Source organism: uncultured Cardiobacterium sp., from assembly GCF_938028825.1.
Taxonomy (GTDB): Bacteria; Pseudomonadota; Gammaproteobacteria; order Cardiobacteriales; family Cardiobacteriaceae; genus Cardiobacterium.
Genome location: NZ_CALIZP010000032.1, coordinates 13969 through 35507, shown reverse-complemented (window position 1 = coordinate 35507; position 21539 = coordinate 13969). Strand labels below are relative to the sequence as shown.

The window sequence follows — 21539 nt, the reverse complement described above, 5'->3', positions numbered from 1 at the left end:
GATTATACGCCACCGCCACCGCCCGCCACGGCCTTTGCGCGCCCGCCGCGTCTCATTTTTACCACTGCCGCGCCAATTGAAAACACGCCAGACGCCGTTATAAACTGCGTCCAACTCACCATCCGGAAGCGTCATGTTTCTCCTCCTGTCCAACGACGATGGCTACCTCGCCCCCGGCCTGCGCCAACTGGCAGACGCCCTGCGCAGCGAAACCACCCGCCTCGCCGTCATCGCCCCCGACCGCGATTGCAGCGGTGCCAGCCACTCCCTCACCCTGAAACGCCCGCTCAGCATCACCGCACACGAAGCGGGCGTCTGGAGCGTGGACGGCACCCCGTCCGACTGCGTCCACCTCGCCCTGACCGGCTACCTCGACACCCGTCCCGACATGGTCATCTCCGGCATCAACCACGGTGCAAACATGGGCGAAGACGTCCTCTACTCCGGCACCGTCGCCGCCGCCTTTGAAGGCCACAATCTCGGCCTGCCCGCCATCGCCGTCTCCACCGCCGCGCGCAACCCCGCCCATCTCGACAGCGCCGTGAAAATCACCACCGAACTCTACCGCCACATGAACGCCAACCCCCCGCCGCGCAACCTCTTCCTCAACATCAACATCCCCGACCTGCCCTACAAGGACATCAAGGGCATCCGCGCCACCGTCCTCGGCGCGCGCCACCCCGCCGGCCCCCTGCAACAGACCAGAAACCCGCGCGACAAAACCCTCTACTGGATCGGCTCGGCGGGCAACGGCACCGACAACGGCGACAACACCGACTTCCACGCCGTTGAAGCAGGCTATATCTCCGTCACCCCGCTGCAATTCGACCTCACCGCCCACGGCCAGATAAACGATCTTGCCGTCTGGCTGGAGGATATCCGATGAAACGCCTTGCCACCCTCGCCATCCTCGCCCTCATCATCACCGCCTGCGGCACCCACTACCACGGCCCGACCGCCACCGAACTGCACGGCCAGCGCGGCGCGCTGCGCCCCGGTGCCGACTACATCGTTCGTCCCGGCGACACCCTCTTCGGCATCTCCTGGCGCTACGGCCTCGACATGCAGGAACTCGCGCGCTGGAACGGCATCGCCGACCCCAACCGCATCCTCGCGGGACAACGCCTGCACACCCGCCCGCCACGCGGCGTTACCCGTGCCCCGGTCTATGCCCCGCAAATCAGCAGCATGGGACAACCCGGCTGGAGCTGGCCGACCCAGGGGCGCGTCGTGCGCGAATACGATCCCGCCACCCCCGGCGGCCAGGGCCTCAAAATCGCGGGCAGCCGGGGGCAGGCCATCCGCGCCGCCCGCGACGGCGAAGTCGCCTATGTCGGCTCCGGCCTCTCCGGCTTCGGCCGCATGGTCATCCTGCGCCACGACGACCGCGTCCTCTCCGCCTACGGCTACCTCGCCGACGTGCAAGTCAGCGAAAAACAGCGCGTAACGCGCGGCCAGCAAATCGCCACCATGGGCATCAGCCCGCAGAACATCCCCGCCCTGCACTTCGAAACCCGCAAACAGGGCCAATCCGTCAACCCCTATGCCTACATCGGCACCACCCCCCGCTACTGAGCCCCGCATGCAATACCGCTACCGCGTCGAAAACCAGAACGACACCTACCACGGCTTCTTCCGCGTACGCCGCTACACCGTCGCCTACGAGCGCTACCGGGGCGGCATGGGCGAGCCGGTCGAGCGCGAATGCCTCGGGCGCGCGGGCAGCGCCGTCGTCGCCGCCCTGCCGTACGACCCCGAACGCGGCGAACTCATCTTCGTCGAACAATTCCGCATCGGTGCGATGGTGGCAGGCAGCAACCCGTGGCAGAACGAAATCGTCGCCGGCTTCATGGACGAAAAAGACACCACCCCCGAAGCCGCCATCCAGCGCGAACTCGAAGAAGAAATCGGCACCCGCGCCCGCCGCCTCGAACACCTCATGAGCTACTACGGCAGCCCCGGCGGCAGCGCCGGGCGCGTCCACCTCTACCTCGCCGAAATCGACAGCAGCCAAACCGTCGCTTACAGCGGCATCGCCGCCGAAGGCGAAGACATCGCCGTACACCGCCTCAACTACCGCGAAGCCCTCGACTGGCTCGCAAGCGGCAAACTCGACAACGCCAACACCCTGCTCGCCATGCAGGCCTTCCTGCTGCGCCACCCGCACCTCGCGGCACAACACCAAAAGGCAAACCCATGAAGCAAACCCTCATCACCCTCGCCCTCGGCATCGCCCTCGGCCTCGCCCCCATCACACATGCCGCCCCGGCCAAACCCGCCGCCGCCAAACCCGTCGCGACCGCAAAAGCCAAACCCACCGCCAAGCCCCCGGCAAAAACAGCGACAAACAAAAACACCAAAACTGCCGCCCAAACAGCGGGGAAAACCCTGGCCAAAAGCACAAAAACTGCTCCGGCAGACAAAAAAACCGCCAAAAACACTACAAAACCCGCCGCCGGAACAGCCGCCAAACCCGCACAAACCCCATGCGAAAAAGCACAAAGCGCCGTCTTCCAGGCCGCCGCCGAAGGCCGCCTTGATGCCCTGAAACAACACAAAAACAACAAATGCGACCTGAAAAAAACCGACCCGCGCGGCTACACCCTCTACGACATCGCCGCATTGCACGGCCGCAAAAACATCACCGACTGGCTCGTTGCCAACAAAATCGCACAAAAAAACCAATACAGCAGCGCGCTCATCAAACTCGTGCAAACCGGCCTGCGCTACCTCGGCCATGACGCGGGCGCGGCGAACGGCAAACAGACCGCCGCCACCACCAAAGCCATCAAAGCCTTCCAGAAAGCCAACCGCGTGAGCCAGAGCGGCAAAATTGACACCGGCTGGCTGCCCGCCTTCAACCGCGAACTCGGCAAAAAAACCCAGGCCACCCTGAAAAACCTCGGCTACAAAACCGGCAAAAACACCGGCAACAGCAGCGCCATCCAGGCCTTCCGCCAGGAGCGGAAAATGGCCAAGGGCGGCAGCTACCTCGACGACCAGCTCATCTACCAACTCATGCTGGCCGAAAACGAAGCGGGCAAGAAGAACGACAAACGCAAAGGTGCCGACCGCCGCGCGCGTCTGGCCGCGCAAAACGCCGCACAACAACAGGAAGAAGCGCGGCGCAGCGCCGAAAACCAGCGCAAAGCCGCCGAAGCGCGCGCCCGTGCCGAAGCCGCCGCCAGAGAGGCTGAAGAAGAAGAACGCCGCATCGCCGAACAAGAACGCATCGAAGACGAACAGCGTGCTGCGCGCAACGCCGCCGAACTCGCCGCCGCGCGCCAGCAAACCGAAGCGGCAAACCGCGAAGCCCGGCAACTGCGTGCTCAGGCGCAAAATATCGGCAACGCCAACCCCGGCGAAGCCGAACAGCGCCGTCTCAACGAAGAACGCGCCGCCCGCCGCGCGGCAGCGGCGGCACAAGCCGAACGCACCCGCCAGCAGGCCGAAGCGGCGCGCCGCGCCGAAGAACAGGCGCGGCAACAGGCGCAGACCGCCGCACGCAGCGCCGCCCAGGCCCGGGTCGAAGCACAAAACGCCCTGCGCACCGCGCGCGACCCGCTCCTCGCGCAAGCCGCCGACGCCCCAGCCGCCAAACCGCGCGGCAACAAAGGCTTCACCCGCGCCAACGGCATCCTCAGCCTCGGCACGAGCGGCGGTGTCCTCAGCAGTTGCAGCGTCGGCGGGCGCAACATTGACATCGGCTGGTGCCAGCAATACTACCCGGACGGCGATGGCCGGCAATGCAGCGCCGTCATCAGCAACAGCGGCATCGTCGTCTCGCTCACCTGCAAATAAGCGGAAATCCCATGACCGAAAAACCTAAAACCTCCTTTTCCGGCTTCCCCGTGCTAATTGCGGCGGTGCTTTTCCTCGGCTTCTACTTCATCGCCTCCATCAACGCAAAAAACGAAACCGGTGCCATCCTCGGCTTCCCGCTGCTGGCGCTGGTCATCTTCATCGCAAGCGGCTGCTACAAACTCGAACCCAACCAGGCGGCAGTGTTGAGCTTCTTCGGCAAATACAGCGGCACAGTGCGCGATACTGGTCTGCGCTGGAACAACCCGCTGTATCAAAAGAAGAAAATTTCGCTGCGCGTGCGTAATTTCGAGAGCGGTCGCTTGAAGGTAAACGAGCTGGACGGCTCGCCCATCGAAATCGCCGCTGTCATCGTCTGGCAGGTCGAAAGCGCCGCCGAAGCGGTGTACAACGTGGACGACTGCGAAAGCTTCGTGCACATCCAGTCCGAAGCGGCGCTGCGCGCGATGGCGACCAGCTACCCCTACGACCAGCACGAAGACGGGCAGCTTGCCCTGCGCAGCCACGCCGCCGAAATCTCGGCGCACCTGCAAAGCGAACTGACCGACCGCCTTGCCGATGCAGGCGTCGCCGTGCTCGATGCGCGCATCAGCCACCTCGCCTACGCGCCGGAAATCGCCCAGGCCATGCTGCAACGGCAACAGGCAAACGCCGTCATCGCCGCGCGCAGCCGCATCGTCACCGGTGCCGTCAGCATGGTGGAGGCGGCGCTGGCACAACTACAAGAACACGACACGGTCAAACTCGACGACGCACAAAAAGCGGCCATCGTCGGCAACCTGCTGGTCGTCCTCTGCTCGGAACGCGGCAGCCAGCCGACGATTAACGCAGGGGCATAAACATCGCGCCCCTGCGGCGATGCGCCACGCGGACAAAAGGAGCAGGGGTATCGCCGTTTCAAACAGGAATATGACAAGGCGGCGAGGCGGAGACAACACAGACCGTACGGCGCGGGCAACCATAAAATCGCGCAGCGATTTTTATGAGAACCTGACCAGGCGGGGCAACACCGCTCCATCTCTGTTTGCAACGACTATAAAAAACCGCCCTTCGGGGCGGTTTTTTAATGGCGCGGTTTGCAGGATGAACCCGGTGTTCCTCCCGCCTGATGCGCATCCATCCGCAACGCACGCATCTTTTTCAGCGTAATTCCCGCCACGCCCGGCGGCTGATCTGCCAGCCGCTTTTCAGGATGAAGAGGGCGAGCAGGGTGCTGGCGGCGGTATCCACCCACTGCCAGCCGAGCAGCCAGGCGGCAAGCCCCGCCGTAATCGCCACCACCGAGCCGAGCAGGTCGGCCAGCACATGCAGGTAGGCGGCCTTGACGTTGAGGTTGTCATGGTCGCCGTGCAGCATCAGGCGGGTGACGATGAGGTTGACCAGCAATCCGGCAACCGCCACCGTCAGCATCGGCCCGGCCAGCATCGCCGCCGGTGCTGTCCAGCGTTCCCACGCTTCATGCAGAATCAGCAGCGCCACCAGCAGCAGTGAGGCGCCGTTAAGCAGGGCAAACCCTTTCTGTCCGCGCGGTGGGAGGTAGAGGGCGAGCAGGGCGAGGAAGAGCGAGAAGCTGTCGTTCGCCATGTGGCCGGCGTCGGCGATCAGCGCCAGGCTGCGGAAGAGCCAGCCACCGAGAAATTCCACGACCATGTAGGCGGTGATGAGGGCGAAACTCAGCGCCAGGATTTTGCGGTTCTGCGGCACATGGCTGTGGCCGTGGGCATGGTCGTGATGGCGTTCGTGCAGGGCACTCAGGGTCAGGGTGTTATCGTTCATGGTGATTTCCTCGCGGTGGGTTGGTTAACATGGCGGCGATGGTAAAGTCCGTAGCCACTACGAGGTCAAGCAGCACATGAAAATCCGGGAACTGAGCACGCGCAGCGGGGTAAATGCCGAGACGGTGCGCTTTTATGAAAAGAGCGACCTGCTGCCGCCGCCGCAGCGCGCCGCCAACGGCTACCGCGTTTACGACGAAGCGGCGCTGCACGCGCTGGCATTCATCAAATCCTGTCGCGCTCTGGGCTTCACGCTGGATGACATCCGCCTGTTGCAGCGGCTGAAAAGTCAGCCGGCGGAACATGACCGCGCCGATGCGCTGGTGGCGGCGCAGTTGCAACAGGTGGAAGAGAAGATTGCGCAGCTCATGGAAATCCGCGCTTTTTTGCAGACAATCGCGCGGGCCGACGCGCATGATGCGGAAAACTGCCCGGCGCTGGGCAGTCTGGGCGGATAAGCGGCGGGCAGGCGCGCGGCATTAGCGACGTTGCAGGCGCGTTAGCGGCGGCACCTTGCGCATGCGGGCAACAACTTGCGGATGACCGGGTTGCCCGCCTTGTCGTTGCCGGGCACCCGCACCCGGCACCCCCGTCACCTTGTCGTTATCGTCGTTTCAAACAGGGATGAAACAACGATAAAGCCGGATCGTGTCCGGCTTTGGGCAGGTTGGTTTAGTGTCCGCCGCAGCCGCAGCCGTCGTCCGCCCAGTGTTTTTTCTTCGTGGTTTTGCCGATGCCGGGGTTCAAGCTGTTGGTCGGGTCTTGTGCGCGGTAGAAGTCTGCCAGCGCTTCTTTGGCGTGGTAAAGGTGGCCGACGTTGTGTTCTGCCGGGTATTCCGCGCCTTTGCCGTCGAGGTAGGCGAGCAGCAGGTGTTTGACTTCTGCGGCGTCGGTGCCGGGTTTCAAGATGTAGTCCTGGTGCATGACGTGGCAGAAGAAGTGGCCGTAGTAGAGTTTGTGCGCGATGTACTGGTCAATTTCCGGCGGCAGGCGCTCGAACCAGTCGCGTTCGTTGCGGCGCAGGGCGATGTCAAGCGCGAGCAGGTCGCCGACTTGTTTGCCGTGCACGGCGTGGTAGCGGTTCGCGGCACCGGCAGCGGCGAAGCGGTGCAGGGTCGCCTGTGCGCCTTCGGCACCGTTGCAGGCGTAGTAGGCGCCGCGTTCGGGGTGGGCGCTGAAGTATTCGTCTAGGTAGGCAGCGGCTTCGTCCACACCACCATCGGCCATTTTCAGGATGAGGTGATGTTCGTATTTTTGGTGCATGTCGCGCATGAAAGCGGGCAGGTGCGAGGGCAGGGCGTCGGTCATGCACTGGATGAGGCGGTCGCTGCTTGCTGCCGGCAGGTGCAGTTTGGCTGCCCAGCGGTCAAAGGTGTTTTTCCAGCGGAAGAAGCGCGGGATGTGTTTGCTGCCAAGGCGGTCGATGACGAGGTAGGTGTCGCGGCCGTAGCGTTCGGCGATGTCATAGCAGTCGCGGTGCATGTATTCGCCGGAGACGGGCAGGTTTTTGAAGGTGCCGAGGATGTGGCGGCGCAGCTCGCTGAGGGTGTCGGGGTCGTGGGCGCCGATGTAGTAGGTTTGTTGGCGCGCGGGTTTGGCGAAGGTGTCGATGCGCACGGCGAAGACGATGAGGCGGCCTGCCGAGCCGGAGGCCTCAAAGAGGCGGCGACCGTCGTTGTTGTAGCGCGCGGGGGTGTCGGCGTCGATGTCGCGCACGCGGGTCTGGTATTCATGATCGGAGGTTTGCCCGCTCGCAGGCTGGATGTCGGCGTCGGTGTAGTCACCGTTTTGCAGGCGGGTGAGCAGGGCTTCGGGGTGGTCGCCGAGGTTTATGCCAAGGTGGTTGACGAGTTCGAGCTGGCCGTTTTCGTTCAGGCGGGCGTAGGCGGCCATTTCGGTGTAGGCGGGGCCGCGATGGATGAGTGCGCCGCCGCTGTTGTTGCAGATGCCGCCGATGATGGAGGCACCAATGCAGGAGGAGCCTATGACGCTGTGCGGTTCGCGGCCAATGGCGGCGAGGGCGTCTTCGAGTTCGTAGAGGGTGGCACCGGGCAGGGCAATGGCCTGTTCGCCGTTTTCGATGAGGCGGATGCCTTTCAGGTGGCGCGTGGAAACGAGGACGACGGGGCGGTCGTAGTCGCCGTAGGGGCAGGAGCCGCCGGTGAGGCCGGTGTTGCTTGCCTGCATGATGATGATGAGGTCGTGCGCGACGCAGGTTTCGGCGATTTGCCAGAGCTGGTAGAGGGTTTGTGGCTGGACGACGGCAAGCACGTCGCCTTCGCCGTAGCGGATGCCTTTGCGGTAGGGCACGGTTTTTGCCGGGTCGGTGATGGTGTGGCGTTTGCCGACGATGGCACGAAAATCGGCGAGGGCTGGGTGGTTGTTGGGATTTTTCATAGGGATCTCCTGTGGATGTTGCGGGTTTATGTTAATGCTGCTTTGTTCAGCCCCATAATTTTGTCCATCCCCCCGGCGGGAGTGGCGAAGGCGGCGTTGAGGCGGTTCCAGGTGTTGATGGTGTTGATGACGTGGGTGAGGGCGACCAGTTCTTCTTCGTCGAAATGGGCGCGCACGGCAGCGTAGTCGGCATCGCTGACAGGGTGGTCAGCCAGGCGGGTGAGGGTTTCCGCCCATTGCAGCGCGGCGCGTTCTTTGTCGCTGAACAGGGCGGATTCGCGCCAGACGGGCAGGTGATAAAGGCGCAGTTCGCGCTCGCCGTGCAGTTTGGCTTCTTTGACGTGCATATCAACGCAGAAGACGCAGCCGTTGATTTGCGAAACGCGGATTTTGATGAGGTCTTTGAGGGGGTTATCCAGTTTGAGGCTGGCTTCGAGGGCGAGCAATGCCTGGTAGGTGGCGGTTGCGTATTGGGAGTAATGCAGGCGCATGGTGTTTTAATCGTGAAAGTGCAGATGGAAGTGGTCGTCAGCCACGCCATATCCACACAATTCATACATTTCCGGCGCAACAGCCCATACGCGCTTAATCAATGCTTCGTGGTTTTCTGCTTCGGTGACGATGCCGAGAGGTTCGCATACAGCGGTCAGTCCACTGCTTTCCCTGTCACGAATAATGTCCACAGTAAAAGAGTTTGCCAGATTCTCCGGGTGCGGTTTTTGTAAAAAATATGTCTTGGTATTCATTAGATAACTCCTAATTTTGTTCCGTGGCTTCTTCCATCGGCGTCTTGCGCGAGGCTTTGTTGTCGCGGCGCGCGGCTTCAAGGCGGGCGAGGTAGGCGTCGTCAATGTCGCCGGTGATGTAGCAGCCGTTGAAGACGGAGCAGTCGAAGTCTTCGGGCAGGCTGTATTTGGTGTCCATGCAGGCGTCGATGAGGTCGGGCAGGCTTTGGTAGATGACGCGGTCGGCACCGATGGCGGCGGCGACTTCGTTTTCTTCGCGCCGGTAGGCGATGAGTTCGCTGTGCGTCGGCATGTCGATGCCGTAAACGTTCGGGTAGCGCACCGGCGGCGCAGCGCTGGCGAAGTACACTTTTTTCGCGCCCGCGTCGCGCGCCATCCGGATGATTTGTTCGCTGGTGGTGCCGCGCACGATGGAGTCATCGACGAGCAGGACGTTTTTGTTGCGGAATTCGAGGGTCATCGCGTTCAGTTTTTGCCGCACGGATTTTTTCCGCTGTTTTTGTCCCGGCATGATGAAGGTGCGGCCGATGTAGCGGTTTTTCACGAAGCCTTCGCGATATTTGACGCCGAGGTGGGCAGCAAGTTCGATGGCCGAGCTGCGGCTGGTGTCGGGGATGGGGATGACGACGTCGATGTCGTGCTCCGGCCATTCGCGCCGGATGCGTCCGGCGAGTTTTTCGCCCATGCGCAGACGGGCTTTATAGACGTTGATGCCGTCGATGGTGGAATCGGGGCGGGCGAAGTAAACGTATTCAAAGATGCAGGGCACGCGGCGCGGCGCTTCCGCGCACTGGCGGTGGTGCACGCTGCCGTCGGCGGTGATGATGAGGCATTCGCCGGGTTCGAGGTCGCGCACCACGCTGTAGCCCTGGGATTCGAGGGCGACGGATTCGCTGGCAATCATGTATTCGAGGCCGTCTTCGCCGTCGCGCACGCCGTAGATGAGCGGGCGGATGGCGAACGGGTCGCGGAAGGCAACGAGGCCGTAACCGCTGATCATGGCGACGACGGCATACGCCCCGCGCACACGGCGGTGGGTGGCGGCGACGGCGGTGAAGATGGCATCCGGCGTCGGGCGCAGTTGCGCCTGGCGTTGCAGTTCGTGGGCGAAGACGTTGAGCAGCGCTTCGGAATCGGAGCGGGTGTTGATGTGGCGCAGGTCGCTGGCGTAGATGTCGCGGATGAGTTCGTCGCTGTTGGTGAGGTTGCCGTTGTGGGCGAGGGCGATGCCGTAGGGCGAGTTGACGTAGAGCGGCTGCGCTTCGGCGGCGCTGGATGTGCCGGCGGTGGGGTAGCGCACATGGCCGATGCCGAAGCAGCCGACGAGGCGGCGCATTTCCCGTTCGTCGAAGACGTCGCGCACAAGGCCGTTGTCTTTGTGCAGGAAAAAGCGCCCGTCTTCGTCACAGGTGGCGATACCGGCGGCATCCTGCCCACGGTGTTGCAGGACGGTGAGCGCGTCATAAAGCGCCTGGTTGACGTAGTGTTTGCCGACGATGCCGACGATGCCGCACATGATGTTCCCCTCAGTTAAAACGGGCGCGGATTATACTGCCGCGCCCGATGCGGTTACTACACGCGCCCGCTGCGCGCTCAGTTAAAGGTGTTACAGCGGCTGATTTCGCCGTATTGCAGGCCGGTGTTGAGCCATTTCATGCGGTCGGCGGAGCTGCCGTGGGTGAAGTTGGCGGGGTTGACCCGCTGCCCGGCGCGCTGCATCAGGGTATCGTCGCCGACGGCTTCAGCGGCTTTCAGGCCATTGCGGATATCGGCTTCGTTGATGCGGATCTTGCTGTATTTTTCGAGTTTGTTGCCCCAGATGCCCGCGTAGCAGTCCGCTTGCAGTTCGATGCGCACGGAGATTTGGTTGGCAGTGGCTTTGTTGCTGCGGCGCATTTGCGTGTGCGCCTGACCGAGGGTGCCGAGCAGGTTTTGCACGTGGTGGCCGACTTCGTGCGCGACGACGTAGGCGAAGGCAAATTCGCCGCTAGCACCCATTTTTTGCATTTCGCGGTAGAAGGCGGGATCGATGTAGAGTTTTTGGTCGGCGGAGCAGTAGAAGGGGCCGGTGGCGCTGCTGCTGATGCCGCAGGCCGATTGCACCTGTCCCTCGAAGAGGACGAGGGTTGGCTCGCGGTAGGATTTGCCGTACTGGCGGAAGATGGGCTGCCAGACGTCTTCGGTGGAGGCAAGGACGGCGCCGAGGAAGCGTTTGGCTTCGTCGTCTTTGCCACCGCCCGCGCGGCTTTGGCTTTGCCCGATGCCGCTGCCTTCGACGAAGCCGAGCATGGTGGAGGGGTCGATGCCGAAGGCCCAGCCGATGAGGACGATGAGCAGGCCGCCGAGGCCGATGCCGCCGCCGATGACGCCGCCCCGGCCGCGCCGGTCTTCGATGTTGTCGCTGCGGCGGTTGTTTTGCCATTCCATGTTGTTTTCCTTTGTGTGTGGGTTAGTCGGTATTTTCGGCGGCCAGGCGGTCGATCATGCCGCGAAACATGAGGTCGGGCTCGATGCGGTAGTCCGGGCGGTTGCCGAAAAGGATTTGTGCGTCGCCGCCGAAGGCGAAGCGGTGGTAATAGTGGCCGGTTTCGGTTTCGAGTTCGTCCATGATGCCGTTGATGCCCGCCGGCAGGGCGTGGTGGATGCCCGCGCCGATACAGGAGGCGGTGTCGTTGCCGAGCGGGTTGGGTGTCCAGCGCATGGGTTTGAGTTTTTGCGTGTGTTGCAGCAGGGCGTTTTCGGCCAGCCGGATGCCGGGCAGGATGAGACCGCCGAGGTGCAGGCCGTCGCGGTCAACGACATCAAGCGTAATCGCCGTGCCGCAACCGACGACGCAGAGCGGTTCGTGGGTGAGGCTGCGCGCGCCGAGCATGGCGAGGTAGCGGTCAGTGCCGAGCAGGGCGGCGTCTTCGTAGGCGACGGTGAGGGTATGGTTGGTTTCTTTTTGCGCGATGAAGAGGTGCACAGGTTTGCGCCACAGGTCGTCGGCGATGGTGGCGACGTCGTCGGCGATGTCGCCGTTTTTGACGCTGCTCATGGCGATGTGTTTCGGTTCGGGCAAGAGGTGCCAGGCGCGCCACAGTTTGGTGCGCCAGTCTTCGCGGTAGGACGCCGCTTCGACGATGCCCGGCACGCTGCTGCCGTAGAGCCATTTGATGCGGGAATTGCCCGCGTCAATCAGGAGGTACACGGCTACGCCTCAAAGACGGGTTTGCCGCTGACGATGCGCACGGCGCGGCCTTTCTGGTCAATGTCGCCATCAAGGGCAAACTCGCGCCAGCGGTTGATAACGGGCAGATAGGGATACAGGTTCCAGTCGGCCAAGCGAGATAACAGCGCGCTTTCCAGCCCGTCCAGGTCGGGGGTGGTTATCCGCGCCAGCGAATTCTCGCCGAGCGGGATGACGTCAACCGTTACCCGCCCCAGCGGGCTGCCGTCGCGGCGGAAGAGCGAGCCGTCACGATGCAGGCGCAAGTCGCCGCTTTCCGCCGCTGCGAGCGTTACCGCCTGCAACAAACCCTGATGCAGCGCGGGCGTGCCGTCCAGCGGATAGCAGAGCGCCAGCTGGCCGCCGCCGCGCGCGCAGGCGGGGGCGGATTGCCGTTGCAGCCAGGCGGCGAGCGCGGCGAAATCGGGGAATGCGGATGCGTCTAGCACGGGAAAAACCTGCCATTGCTGAGTAGAATGGCGCGGCATTTTACACACGAACACAGGAACAAACATCATGCGCCCAGCCCTCATAGCCCCCTCCATCCTCTCCGCTGATTTTGCCCGCCTCGGCGACGACGTGGCTGCCGTCCTCGCCGCCGGTGCGGACGTCATCCACTTCGACGTGATGGACAACCACTTTGTCCCCAACCTCAGTTTCGGCGCGCCCATCTGCAAAGCCCTGCGCGACTACGGCATCAGCGCGCCGATTGACGTGCACCTCATGACCAGCCCGGTGGACAGCCTCATCGAACCCTTTGCCAAAGCGGGCGCGGACTACATCAGCTTCCATCCCGAAGCGACCATCCACATCGACCGCAGCCTGCAACAAATCAAGGATCATGGCCTGAAAGCGGGGCTCGTCTTCAACCCCGCCACCCCGCTCAACTGCCTCGAATACGTCATGGACAAACTCGACCTCATCCTCATCATGTCCGTCAACCCCGGCTTTGGCGGGCAGAGCTTCCTGCCGTCCGCCCTGGACAAACTGCGCACCGTGCGCCACCTGATTGATGCCAGCGGCCGCGACATCCGCCTCGAAGTCGATGGCGGCGTCAAAACCGACAACATCGCCGCAATCGCTGCGGCGGGCGCGGACATGTTCGTGGCGGGATCAGCCATCTTCAACGCGGCCGACTACGCCGCCGTCATCAGCGCCATGCGCCAGGAAATCGCCAAAGGACAAACCGCATGAATTACACCCACCAACCCGTCGTCCGCACCATCCTCGCCGACCTGCTCACCCCCGTCGCTCTCTACGACCGCCTCGCGGGCGCGCCCTACACCTACCTGCTCGAATCCGTCGAAGGCGGCGAACGCTGGGCGCGTTACTCCATGATCGGCCTGCCTGCGCGCGAAGTCGCCACCATCCGCGACCATCACCTCACCATCCGCCGCGACGGTGCCGTCATCGAAGAGCGCGAACTTGCCGACCCGCTTGCCTGGCTCGCCGACTACCACGCCACCATCCGCCCCGCGCCGCTGCCCGTTGACCTGCCGTTCAGCGGCGGCCTCGTTGGCTACCTGGCCTACGACAGCATCGGCTACATCGAAAAACGCCTCGCCAAGCGCCCGCAAAACGACCCGCTTGGCGTGCCGGACATCCTCTACATGCAAAGCCTCGACGTCGCCGTACTCGACAACCTGCGCGGCGAAGTCCACCTCATCAGCCACGCCGACCTCGCCGACCCGAACGGCCTCGCCGCTGCCGAAGCGCGACTGGATGCCATGGTTGCCGCCATCAACCGCCCCGGCACGGCACAAGTGCGCGCGCTGAACCGCCATGCCCGGCCACCTGCCATCCACCACCACTACCCCGAAGCCCGGTTCAAGGCGGACGTCGCCAAAATCCGCGAATACATCAAGGCGGGCGACTGCATGCAAGTCGTGCCCTCACAACGCATGAGCTGCGCCTACACCCACGCACCGCTCGACTACTACCGCGCCCTGCGCCACACCAACCCCTCGCCGTACATGTACCTGCTTGACCTCGACGACTTCCACATCATCGGCTCATCCCCGGAAATCCTCGCCCGCGTCCAGGGCGACACCGTCACCGTGCGCCCGCTCGCCGGCACACGCAAACGCGGCAAAACCCCGGAAGAAGACAAAGCGCTCGAACAAGAACTGCTGGCAGATGCCAAAGAAATCGCCGAACACGTCATGCTCATCGATTTGGGCAGGAACGACATTGGCCGCGTCTGCAAAACCGGCAGCGTCAAAATCAGCGAAAAAATGGGGATCGAGCGCTACTCGCACGTCATGCACATCGTCTCCAACGTCGAAGGCACCTTGCGCGACGACGTCGGGCCGATGGACGTGCTGCGCGCCACCTTTCCGGCGGGAACACTCAGCGGCGCGCCGAAAATCCGCGCGATGGAAATCATCGACGAAGTCGAACCCGAACGGCGCGGCGTGTACAGCGGCGCCGTCGGCTACTGGTCATGGGGCGGCAACATGGACATGGCGATCGCCATCCGCACCGCCATCATCAAAGATGGCCGCCTTTACGCGCAGGCGGGCGCGGGCATCGTGTACGACTCCAACCCCGACAGCGAATGGCAGGAAACCCTGAACAAAGCGGGCGCGGTCATCGCCGCCGCCGGTCTGCTGGAAGAAACGCATGCACCATGAACCGCGCTGCGCTTTTGCTTGCAATATCCCCACATGACGCCAATAATCCCCAAAGACCCACAACACAGGAAAACACCATGCCGTTTCTCGCCCTGCTGGGCATCTGGGGAGCCGCCGAAATCGCCACCCTTGTCCTTGCCGTCATGAAAATCGGCTTCTTCCCGACCATCGCCCTCCTGCTCCTGAGCAGCGCCGCCGGTTCCTATCTGTTACGCAGTCAGCAGCAGGCGGTACTGCGCATGGGACAGACACAGGACCGCGATGTGGCGCGCGAAAGCGTGTACCGCATGACGGCGGGCGTGTTGCTGCTCGTCCCCGGCTTCATCAGCAGCCTCCTCGCCCTCATCTTCCTCATTCCGCCGCTGCGCGCGCTTTTCGCCTCAACCCTGCTGCGTATCGTGCAGCCGCAGGCGGTGTACAGCACTTTCAGCTGGCAGCAGCAGACTTACCGCGCCGACAACGGCGACGAAGCTGAAACCCCGCCGAAAAACATCACCGCCACCCGTGAAGACGGCAGCGTCATCCACGGCGAACTCATCGACAAACGAGGAAATCCCCATGATTAACAGCCACCGCGCCCTCCTGACCGACCTCTACGAACTCACCATGGCGCAAAGCCATTTCAACGAAGGCCGCCAGGACGAAATCGCCTACTTCGACTACTTCTTCCGCAAAATCCCCGACGGCGGCGGCTACGCCGTCTTCGCCGGACTCAGCCAAGTGCTGGATTACCTGCAATACCTGCGCTTCGGCAAAGAAGACATCGCCTTCCTGCGCAGCAAGGGCATGTTCAGCGACGCCTTCCTCGACTACCTTGCCGACTTCCACTTCCGGGGCGACATCTGGGCGGTGCCGGAAGGCAGCATCGTCTTCCCGCAAGCGCCGCTGCTCAGCGTGCGTGCGCCGCTCATCGACTGCCACATCATCGAAACCTACCTGCTGCTCAGCCTGAACCACCAGTCGCTGATTGCCACCAAAGCGACGCGCGTCGTCCACGCCGCCGCAGGCCGCCCCGTGCTCGAATTCGGCGCCCGCCGCGCCCACGGCGGGGACGCCGCCAACTACGGCGCACGCGCCGCCTACATCGGCGGCGTTGCCGCCACTTCCAACGTGTACAGCGAATACGCCAGCGGCATCCCCACCGCCGGCACCATGGCGCACGCCTTCGTGCAAAGCCACGACAGCGAATACGACGCCTTCCTGCAATACGCCAAAACCTGGCCGGACAACACCGTGCTGCTCGTCGATACCTACGACACCCTGCGCCAGGGCATCCCGAACGCCATCCGCGTTCACAAAGAATACCTCGCGCCGAACGGGCACAGCCTGCGCGGCATCCGCATCGACAGCGGCGACCTCGCCTACCTCAGCAACCGCGCGCGGCAAATGCTGGATGAGGCGGGCATGCACGACACCAAAATCAGCGTTTCCAACGCGCTCGACGAATACCTCATCAAAGACCTCATGCAACAACAGGCGGCGATTGACGCCTTCGGCGTCGGCGAGCGGCTCATCACCGCGAAAAGCGACCCCGTCTTCGGCGGCGTGTACAAAATCGTCGCCCTCGAAAAAGACGGCGACATCATCCCCAAAATCAAAATCAGCGAGACCCTCAGCAAAACCACCACGCCGGGCTTCAAGCAACTGTGGCGGCTCTACGACAACGCCAGCGGCAAAGCCATCGCGGACGTCATCACCCTGCACGACGAAACCATCGACGACAGCCAACCCTACGAACTCTTCGACCCCGAATACCCGTGGAAAAGAAAAACCGTCAGCAACTACCGCGCCGAAAAACTCATGCAGCAATGGATGGAACACGGTGCGCGCAGCGCCCACAACCCCTCGCTGGACGAAATCCGCGCCCACTGCGCTGCCGGACAGGAAACCCTGTGGGACGAAATCCGCCGTCTGGAAAACCCGCACGGCTACTACGTTGACCTCTCGGTCGCCCTGTGGCAACTCAAACAGGATCTCATCCGCGAACACGCAGGCAAACCGCAATGAACCTCACCGCCTACACCGACTACCTCATCCGCTGGCTGGAAAACCAGCGGCAGACCCTCTACCGGATGGACGCCTACACTCTCGGCGTCAGCGGCGGCGTGGACAGCGCCATCTGCGCCCACCTCCTCGCGCGCACCGGCGCGCCCGTCCACGCGCTGATGCTGCCTGCCGCCGTCAGCAGCGAGGCAGACCAGAGCGACGCTGAAGCCGTCCTCGCCAGCGCGGGCATCAGCGGCACGACCATCAGCATCGCGCCGCTTTACGATCTCGCCATGCAACAACTCGCGCCCGTGCTCAACCCCGACCCCGAACGCGTCAACGTCCTGCGCGGCAACCTCATGGCGCGCCTGCGCATGATCCTGCTCTACACCACTGCGCAGAGCCACCGCGCCATCGTCGTCGGCACCGACAACGCCGCCGAAATCTACACCGGCTACTACACCAAATACGGCGACGGCGGCGCGGATGTCCTGCCGCTTGCCGCCCTGCGCAAAGAACAGGTTTACGAACTTGCGCGCCACCTCGGCGTGCCGGAGCGCGTCGTCAACAAAGCGCCCAGCGCGGGACTCTGGGCAGGACAAACCGACGAAGACGAAATGGGCGTGAGCTACCGCGAGCTGGACGCCTTCCTGCGCGGCGAAGCGGTGAGTGCCGAGGCAGAAAAAACCATCGCCTGGTGGCATGAACGCTCACATCACAAACGGATGCTGCCGCCCGTGCCCCCGGCACCGGATACACTCTGAGCAGCAAGAAGTCCCTCGCCGGGAGGGACTGCTTCGCGATATTCTCTTCGCCGGACGGGGCATATCTTCACGCCCATTCCGGGAATCAAGGCGCGCCGTCGGCTGTGCGGCGCGATTTTAATGACACCCCCTCATAACCCCGGGAATCCCATGCATCCGACCGAACACATGCACGAACTGCTGGCCGCCCTTGAACTCGCCCTGCTGGAAAGCGGCCGGTGGAACGAAACGCCCCCCGATGCCGCCGCGCTTGCCAGCACGGAACCTTTCTGCATCGATACCCTGCTTTTTCACGAATGGCTGCAATGGGTGTATATCCCGAAAATGCGAGCCTTCATCGCCGACAACGCCGCCCTGCCGGAGCGCAGCGGACTGTTGCCGATGGCCGAAGAAGCCTGGAAAGGCAGCGGACACGCTACCGCCGGACTGCTGCTGGTGGTGCGGGCCCTAGATGCGCTGGTCAACGGCGATGCCGACAGCGGGAAACATCTGGCATAGGTCGGGCGGCGCTACCGCAGGCATTGAGCGGTTCATTCCCTTCCGCCGGTGCCATAGCCGGATCGCCGTGTTTGGCGCGGTTCAGCCGGTGTAGTCGTTGCGGTAACGGCCGATGGCGACGAGGCAGAGGAAGCCGGTGAGGAGGTTGATGTTGAGGATGAGCGCGCTGCCGTGGTGTTGCAGGTAGAGATTGAGCGCAGTCGGCAGGTAGTAGCTGAATGTGCCGTATTCGAAGCGGATGGTTTGCAGGGCAAAGAGGATGATGAGGGTGAGGTAGCCGCTTTTGTACCCGCGTATGCTTTGCACGGCACCGTAGATGCCGGCGATGACGGTGGCGAGTGCGCAGAGGGCGGCAAAGCCGCTGTAACCGCTGTTGTGCCATGCACCGCAGATGATTTTGTGCGGCAGGGCGGCGTTGTATTCGCAGCCGATGGCGGCGAGTTTTTGTCCGCTGCCGAAGAGGCGTTTCAGCATCCACAGGGAGAGGCAGAGGCTCGCAGCGGCGAGGAGGTAGGTTTCAAGGACGGGGCGGTGCTGGATTTTTTTCATGGTTGAGGGGCGGGATGGGGCGGCAGGTCAGCGAGTTCCCAGCGGGCTTTGACGCTGATGGCGAGCGGGCTGTCGTGGCCGTCATAGCGTTGTGCGGCGGCGTAGGCGATCATCAGGGCATTGTCGCCGCAAAGGGCAAGCGGCGGGAAATGCACGCGTTTGCCGTGTTTGCCGGCTTCTTGTTGCAGGGCGTGGCGCAGGGCGCGGTTGGCGCTGACACCGCCGGCGACGACAAGGTCGCGGTAGCCGGTTTCCTGCCAGGCGCGGCGGCTTTTGATGACGAGGGTATCGACCACCGCTTGCTGGAAGGCGGCAGCGATGTCGGCGCGGGTGTGCGGGTCGTCGCCCTGTTCTTCGATGAGCAGGCGCACCTGGGTTTTGAGGCCACTGAAGCTGAAGTCCATGCCGGGGCGGTTGGTCATCGGGCGCGGCAGCGGGAAGCGTTTGCCGTTACCCCGAGCGGCGAGCTCTGCCAGTTCGGGACCGCCGGGATAGGGCAGGCCGAGCAGTTTGGCGGTTTTGTCGAAGGCTTCGCCAACGGCGTCATCCAGGGTCTGCCCCAGCATGCGGTAGCTGCCCGGTGCGTCCACCGCCATGAGCTGGGTGTGTCCGCCGGAGACAAGCAGGGCGATGTAGGGAAGTTGCGGTTGGGCAGCGGCATCGAGCAGCGGCGAGAGCAGGTGGCCTTCCATGTGGTGAATGGCGATGGCGGGGATGTTGAGGCCGTACGCGAGTGCACGCGCGTATCCGGCACCGGTCATCAGCGCGCCGAGCAGGCCGGGGCCTGCGGTGTAGGCGATGAGGTCGAGGTCGGCAAGGGTTTTGTCCGCACGTTCAAGCGCCTGGTGCAGGATATGCGGCAGGCGGCGCAGGTGGTCGCGCGCGGCGAGTTCGGGAACGACGCCGCCGTGGACGCGGTGCAGTTCGATTTGGGAATAGACTTCGTTGGCGAGGATGCCTTCGTCTGTGCTGTACAGGGCGACGGCGGTTTCGTCGCAGGAGCTTTCGACGGCGAGGATGAGCGGAGCGGTCATAGTCGTTGTAAAAAGCGGCAGCCCCGCGCGGGGTCGGGGCTGCCGTGGTATCCGTGGATCTTGTCAGGAAAGGAGCATCAAGCGTTTACCGATTTGGTCGGCGAGTTTGTTCGCGCCATGCAGGATGTGCGCCAGCATGGCGCTCTGGGTGGACTGGATGAGGATAATCAGGGATTTGTCATCCACGCTGACGGCGCTGATATAGACTTTGCCTTTTTCGCTGTCAATGGTGATGGATTTGCTGTTGCCGAGGTCGAATTCGGAGATGAGTGAGGAGCCGAGGGCAAAGAGCGAGCTACCTACGGCGGCAAGGTTGTCGGCACTGTGTTTGCTGTCGTCGGTGTGGGCGGCGATTTCAAAGCCGTCCGGCGTGGCGAGCAGGACGTTTTTGACGCCCGGTGTTTCTGCGGCAAAGGTTTCCAGTGCGCGGGTGCAGTAGCTGACAAAGGTGCTTTCGCGGTAGTCTTCAAGTGTTGCCATGGATGGACGTTCCTCAGTTGATCTCTGCTTCGATGGAAGCTATCAGGGTTTCGACCAGCAATAATACATCATCCCGTTTCCGGGCATCCACTTCAAAGATGGGGAATTTGAAGTCGCGCGCTTCGAGGATTTTGAAGCTTTCGGCGAGCGTCAGGTAGCTGTGTTCGAGGTCGCAATGGGTGATGCCGACGACGATGCTGTTCATCTTGTGTTTGTGGAAATAGTCCACGTAATACGGCAGTTCTTTTACCGCTTTCGGCATGGAGCTGTCCACCAGAACAATGGCGCCGAGTGCACCTTCGGTGACGACGCGCCAGACGAGTTCGAAGCGTTCCTGGCCGGGGGTACCGTAGAGGCCGACTTTGGTATCCGGCGGCAAGATGATTTGCCCGTAGTCAATGCCGACGGTGGTCAGCAGTTTGTTATGCGCTTTTTTGTCGCTGTTGACGACATCGGTCGAGACGACTTCTTTGTCCGAGAGCGCCTTGATTGCTGTGGTTTTGCCGGCACCCATGCTGCCTGCAAAGATAATCTTGAATTCTTGCATGATGTCTTGGTTATCCGTTTGAGGTTAGAGGCCGAGTTTTTCACGCAGGCGTTGCAGCAGGCCGCGTTTTTGTTCCACTTTTTCTTTTTCTTGCGGGCTGTATGTGCGCCTGATTTGTTCTTCGGCGATGAAGCTGCCCTGTTCGACTCTCTGTACCTGTCCCGCCATCAGGGTGGCGAAAAGGAAGCGGCGGATGCGGTCATAGGAATAGGAGGTCTTTTCGAAGAGGATTTCGATGTTGACCGGATGGGTTTGCGCACAGGTGGCAAGGCGCAGGGCTTCGGTGCGTCCGTGGCGGCCGAGCGGCTGCGGGAAACGGGTCAGGCGGTAATAGGCCCGGTCATCAATGTCCTGACGGCCGTCCATATCCGATTGCCACAGGCTTTCAAAGAGCCACAGGTCAAATTGCAGTTTGCGCGCGCTGTCGGGGATGTCGTCGTTATCGGTTATCACCCACGTCCAGGAATCGAAACCCGGTACGGCCTCGCGCGGGTAGTTGATATACACCAGCCCTTCGCGCGGCTTGATCCAGGTAATGTTGCGCTCATGCGTGGCGCGGATGACCATGTTGTCGCGGCGGCGGATATGATCGAGCAATTCGCGCGTATTACTGCTTGGTGCGGCGCCGGCCGTACGGTATGTCGCTGCGGGTGTTTCCTCGCCGGATACCGACACAGGGGCACCGTTGCCACCGAACAGTTTGTCCAGCCACAGTGCGGCATCACCACCATGCTCGGTATCGCGCAAATCCAGGGCGGGAAAATGATGTTGTTTGGCCTGTGCGGCACCGTCATCGTTGTTATAGGCACAGACGATGGGGCAATGCACCAGCGAGATATATTTCTGAATCTGGGGGGTCGGCAGGAAACCGGCGTTGATGACCACACCGTCCAGCCCCTTGTGATTGGCAGCGACCCACGCAATTCTGGAATTTTGCGGTGCGCTGTTGATAAGTTTCTTGATGCGGGTTTCCGATTCAGGCGAAAATCCGAGCAGGCAGATATTGAGATTATCCGGCATGACGAGAGTTTCCATGTCACTGAGTTACATAAAAAATAGCGCTCCCTATCAATAAGGTAGGGAGCGCGCGACGGATTCCC

Annotated in this window: 25 protein-coding genes; 12 read left to right on the top strand and 13 right to left on the bottom strand. The window is 62.6% G+C overall.

The genetic code is table 11. The features are described 5' to 3' along the window. Positions 1-133: 133 nt before the first annotated feature. Genes surE through Q0562_RS04815 form a run of 5 tightly spaced genes read left to right on the top strand, consistent with a single transcriptional unit; the run spans position 134 to position 4661 of the window. Entirely contained in the window at positions 134-886 is a 753-nt protein-coding gene (gene surE, locus Q0562_RS04835) for a 5'/3'-nucleotidase SurE (protein ID WP_298641858.1), read from the top strand. Continuing rightward, a complete protein-coding gene (locus Q0562_RS04830; RefSeq protein WP_298641856.1) occupies positions 883-1575 on the top strand; it encodes a peptidoglycan DD-metalloendopeptidase family protein in 693 nt (230 codons plus the stop codon). The genes surE and Q0562_RS04830 overlap by 4 nt, the downstream gene beginning before the upstream one ends. A gap of 7 nt (positions 1576-1582) precedes the next feature. Continuing rightward, positions 1583-2200 carry an NUDIX domain-containing protein gene (locus Q0562_RS04825; protein ID WP_298641854.1) on the top strand — a complete coding sequence of 206 codons (618 nt, stop codon included), beginning with the start codon at positions 1583-1585 and terminating at the stop codon, positions 2198-2200. Continuing rightward, entirely contained in the window at positions 2197-3801 is a 1605-nt protein-coding gene (locus Q0562_RS04820; protein WP_298641852.1) for a peptidoglycan-binding protein, read from the top strand. Before Q0562_RS04825 ends, Q0562_RS04820 begins: the two co-directional genes overlap by 4 nt. 11 nt (positions 3802-3812) lie before the next feature. Continuing rightward, positions 3813-4661 carry an SPFH domain-containing protein gene (locus Q0562_RS04815; protein ID WP_298641850.1) on the top strand — a complete coding sequence of 283 codons (849 nt, stop codon included), beginning with the start codon at positions 3813-3815 and terminating at the stop codon, positions 4659-4661. A gap of 301 nt (positions 4662-4962) precedes the next feature. On the opposite strand, the gene Q0562_RS04810 is transcribed toward Q0562_RS04815, so the two are convergent. Next, on the bottom strand, positions 4963-5598 hold the full coding sequence (locus Q0562_RS04810; protein WP_298641848.1) for a cation diffusion facilitator family transporter: 636 nt from the start codon (positions 5596-5598) through the stop codon (positions 4963-4965). A 76-nt stretch (positions 5599-5674) separates the two neighbouring features. On the opposite strand from Q0562_RS04810, the gene Q0562_RS04805 reads away from it, so the two are divergent. Continuing rightward, entirely contained in the window at positions 5675-6055 is a 381-nt protein-coding gene (locus Q0562_RS04805; protein ID WP_298641846.1) for a MerR family transcriptional regulator, read from the top strand. 214 nt (positions 6056-6269) lie between these two features. Here the strand turns inward: Q0562_RS04805 and dld are convergent, their stop codons facing one another. The 7 genes from dld to Q0562_RS04770 all read right to left on the bottom strand — a co-directional run bounded on the left by dld (position 6270) and on the right by Q0562_RS04770 (position 12397). After that, positions 6270-7994, bottom strand: a complete 1725-nt coding sequence (gene dld / locus Q0562_RS04800; protein WP_298641844.1) for a D-lactate dehydrogenase — start codon at positions 7992-7994, stop codon at positions 6270-6272. A 26-nt stretch (positions 7995-8020) separates the two neighbouring features. Next, positions 8021-8485 carry a carboxymuconolactone decarboxylase family protein gene (locus Q0562_RS04795; RefSeq protein ID WP_298641842.1) on the bottom strand — a complete coding sequence of 155 codons (465 nt, stop codon included), beginning with the start codon at positions 8483-8485 and terminating at the stop codon, positions 8021-8023. 6 nt (positions 8486-8491) lie between these two features. Next, positions 8492-8740 carry a hypothetical protein gene (locus Q0562_RS04790; protein ID WP_298641840.1) on the bottom strand — a complete coding sequence of 83 codons (249 nt, stop codon included), beginning with the start codon at positions 8738-8740 and terminating at the stop codon, positions 8492-8494. A gap of 10 nt (positions 8741-8750) precedes the next feature. Further along, the gene (gene purF, locus Q0562_RS04785; RefSeq protein ID WP_298641838.1) at positions 8751-10256 is read right to left on the bottom strand and encodes an amidophosphoribosyltransferase; all 1506 of its coding nucleotides are present in this window, start codon (positions 10254-10256) and stop codon (positions 8751-8753) included. Positions 10257-10333: 77 nt separating this feature from the next. Continuing rightward, the gene (locus Q0562_RS04780; RefSeq protein ID WP_298641836.1) at positions 10334-11167 is read right to left on the bottom strand and encodes a neutral zinc metallopeptidase; all 834 of its coding nucleotides are present in this window, start codon (positions 11165-11167) and stop codon (positions 10334-10336) included. A gap of 22 nt (positions 11168-11189) precedes the next feature. Continuing rightward, the gene (locus tag Q0562_RS04775) at positions 11190-11930 is read right to left on the bottom strand and encodes a type III pantothenate kinase (protein WP_298641834.1); all 741 of its coding nucleotides are present in this window, start codon (positions 11928-11930) and stop codon (positions 11190-11192) included. 2 nt (positions 11931-11932) lie between these two features. Further along, positions 11933-12397 carry a hypothetical protein gene (locus tag Q0562_RS04770; protein ID WP_298641832.1) on the bottom strand — a complete coding sequence of 155 codons (465 nt, stop codon included), beginning with the start codon at positions 12395-12397 and terminating at the stop codon, positions 11933-11935. 67 nt (positions 12398-12464) lie between these two features. Between Q0562_RS04770 and rpe the strand changes: the two genes are divergently transcribed. The 6 genes from rpe (at position 12465) to Q0562_RS04740 (ending at position 17829) form a co-directional block, all read left to right on the top strand. Next, the gene (gene rpe, locus Q0562_RS04765; protein WP_298641830.1) at positions 12465-13142 is read left to right on the top strand and encodes a ribulose-phosphate 3-epimerase; all 678 of its coding nucleotides are present in this window, start codon (positions 12465-12467) and stop codon (positions 13140-13142) included. Continuing rightward, positions 13139-14581: an anthranilate synthase component I gene (trpE, locus tag Q0562_RS04760; protein WP_298641829.1), complete on the top strand. Its 1443-nt coding sequence runs from the start codon at positions 13139-13141 to the stop codon at positions 14579-14581. Before rpe ends, trpE begins: the two co-directional genes overlap by 4 nt. Before the next feature lie 77 nt (positions 14582-14658). Continuing rightward, entirely contained in the window at positions 14659-15147 is a 489-nt protein-coding gene (locus Q0562_RS04755) for an FxsA family protein (RefSeq protein WP_298641828.1), read from the top strand. After that, entirely contained in the window at positions 15140-16588 is a 1449-nt protein-coding gene (locus tag Q0562_RS04750) for a nicotinate phosphoribosyltransferase (RefSeq protein ID WP_298641827.1), read from the top strand. Before Q0562_RS04755 ends, Q0562_RS04750 begins: the two co-directional genes overlap by 8 nt. After that, positions 16585-17331 carry an NAD(+) synthase gene (gene nadE / locus Q0562_RS04745; protein WP_298641826.1) on the top strand — a complete coding sequence of 249 codons (747 nt, stop codon included), beginning with the start codon at positions 16585-16587 and terminating at the stop codon, positions 17329-17331. Before Q0562_RS04750 ends, nadE begins: the two co-directional genes overlap by 4 nt. Positions 17332-17481: 150 nt before the next feature. Next, positions 17482-17829, top strand: a complete 348-nt coding sequence (locus tag Q0562_RS04740; protein ID WP_298641825.1) for a YqcC family protein — start codon at positions 17482-17484, stop codon at positions 17827-17829. Positions 17830-17910: 81 nt separating this feature from the next. Here Q0562_RS04740 and Q0562_RS04735 read toward each other — a convergent pair whose 3' ends face one another. From Q0562_RS04735 to Q0562_RS04715, 5 genes are all read right to left on the bottom strand, one after another. Beyond that, a complete protein-coding gene (locus Q0562_RS04735) occupies positions 17911-18378 on the bottom strand; it encodes a hypothetical protein (protein ID WP_298641824.1) in 468 nt (155 codons plus the stop codon). Further along, positions 18375-19412, bottom strand: a complete 1038-nt coding sequence (gene tsaD, locus Q0562_RS04730) for a tRNA (adenosine(37)-N6)-threonylcarbamoyltransferase complex transferase subunit TsaD (protein WP_298641823.1) — start codon at positions 19410-19412, stop codon at positions 18375-18377. The genes Q0562_RS04735 and tsaD overlap by 4 nt, the downstream gene beginning before the upstream one ends. Before the next feature lie 63 nt (positions 19413-19475). Next, entirely contained in the window at positions 19476-19892 is a 417-nt protein-coding gene (locus Q0562_RS04725) for a roadblock/LC7 domain-containing protein (RefSeq protein ID WP_298641822.1), read from the bottom strand. 13 nt (positions 19893-19905) lie between these two features. Then, the gene (locus Q0562_RS04720; RefSeq protein WP_298641821.1) at positions 19906-20439 is read right to left on the bottom strand and encodes a GTP-binding protein; all 534 of its coding nucleotides are present in this window, start codon (positions 20437-20439) and stop codon (positions 19906-19908) included. Positions 20440-20463: 24 nt separating this feature from the next. Further along, positions 20464-21474 carry a hypothetical protein gene (locus tag Q0562_RS04715; protein ID WP_298641820.1) on the bottom strand — a complete coding sequence of 337 codons (1011 nt, stop codon included), beginning with the start codon at positions 21472-21474 and terminating at the stop codon, positions 20464-20466. Between the last annotated feature and the right edge of the window lie 65 nt (positions 21475-21539).

Excerpts from the sequence above, each read along its gene's own strand:
- surE (WP_298641858.1), top strand. The coding sequence starts at position 134 with ATGTTTCTCCTCCTGTCCAACGACGATGGCTACCTCGCCCCCGGCCTG.
- Q0562_RS04830 (WP_298641856.1), top strand. The coding sequence starts at position 883 with ATGAAACGCCTTGCCACCCTCGCCATCCTCGCCCTCATCATCACCGCC.
- Q0562_RS04825 (WP_298641854.1), top strand. The coding sequence starts at position 1,583 with ATGCAATACCGCTACCGCGTCGAAAACCAGAACGACACCTACCACGGC.
- Q0562_RS04820 (WP_298641852.1), top strand. The coding sequence starts at position 2,197 with ATGAAGCAAACCCTCATCACCCTCGCCCTCGGCATCGCCCTCGGCCTC.
- Q0562_RS04815 (WP_298641850.1), top strand. The coding sequence starts at position 3,813 with ATGACCGAAAAACCTAAAACCTCCTTTTCCGGCTTCCCCGTGCTAATT.
- Q0562_RS04810 (WP_298641848.1), bottom strand. The coding sequence starts at position 5,598 with ATGAACGATAACACCCTGACCCTGAGTGCCCTGCACGAACGCCATCAC.
- Q0562_RS04805 (WP_298641846.1), top strand. The coding sequence starts at position 5,675 with ATGAAAATCCGGGAACTGAGCACGCGCAGCGGGGTAAATGCCGAGACG.
- dld (WP_298641844.1), bottom strand. The coding sequence starts at position 7,994 with ATGAAAAATCCCAACAACCACCCAGCCCTCGCCGATTTTCGTGCCATC.
- Q0562_RS04795 (WP_298641842.1), bottom strand. The coding sequence starts at position 8,485 with ATGCGCCTGCATTACTCCCAATACGCAACCGCCACCTACCAGGCATTG.
- Q0562_RS04790 (WP_298641840.1), bottom strand. The coding sequence starts at position 8,740 with ATGAATACCAAGACATATTTTTTACAAAAACCGCACCCGGAGAATCTG.
- purF (WP_298641838.1), bottom strand. The coding sequence starts at position 10,256 with ATGTGCGGCATCGTCGGCATCGTCGGCAAACACTACGTCAACCAGGCG.
- Q0562_RS04780 (WP_298641836.1), bottom strand. The coding sequence starts at position 11,167 with ATGGAATGGCAAAACAACCGCCGCAGCGACAACATCGAAGACCGGCGC.
- rpe (WP_298641830.1), top strand. The coding sequence starts at position 12,465 with ATGCGCCCAGCCCTCATAGCCCCCTCCATCCTCTCCGCTGATTTTGCC.
- trpE (WP_298641829.1), top strand. The coding sequence starts at position 13,139 with ATGAATTACACCCACCAACCCGTCGTCCGCACCATCCTCGCCGACCTG.
- Q0562_RS04755 (WP_298641828.1), top strand. The coding sequence starts at position 14,659 with ATGCCGTTTCTCGCCCTGCTGGGCATCTGGGGAGCCGCCGAAATCGCC.
- Q0562_RS04750 (WP_298641827.1), top strand. The coding sequence starts at position 15,140 with ATGATTAACAGCCACCGCGCCCTCCTGACCGACCTCTACGAACTCACC.
- nadE (WP_298641826.1), top strand. The coding sequence starts at position 16,585 with ATGAACCTCACCGCCTACACCGACTACCTCATCCGCTGGCTGGAAAAC.
- Q0562_RS04740 (WP_298641825.1), top strand. The coding sequence starts at position 17,482 with ATGCATCCGACCGAACACATGCACGAACTGCTGGCCGCCCTTGAACTC.
- Q0562_RS04735 (WP_298641824.1), bottom strand. The coding sequence starts at position 18,378 with ATGAAAAAAATCCAGCACCGCCCCGTCCTTGAAACCTACCTCCTCGCC.
- tsaD (WP_298641823.1), bottom strand. The coding sequence starts at position 19,412 with ATGACCGCTCCGCTCATCCTCGCCGTCGAAAGCTCCTGCGACGAAACC.
- Q0562_RS04725 (WP_298641822.1), bottom strand. The coding sequence starts at position 19,892 with ATGGCAACACTTGAAGACTACCGCGAAAGCACCTTTGTCAGCTACTGC.
- Q0562_RS04720 (WP_298641821.1), bottom strand. The coding sequence starts at position 20,439 with ATGCAAGAATTCAAGATTATCTTTGCAGGCAGCATGGGTGCCGGCAAA.
- Q0562_RS04715 (WP_298641820.1), bottom strand. The coding sequence starts at position 21,474 with ATGGAAACTCTCGTCATGCCGGATAATCTCAATATCTGCCTGCTCGGA.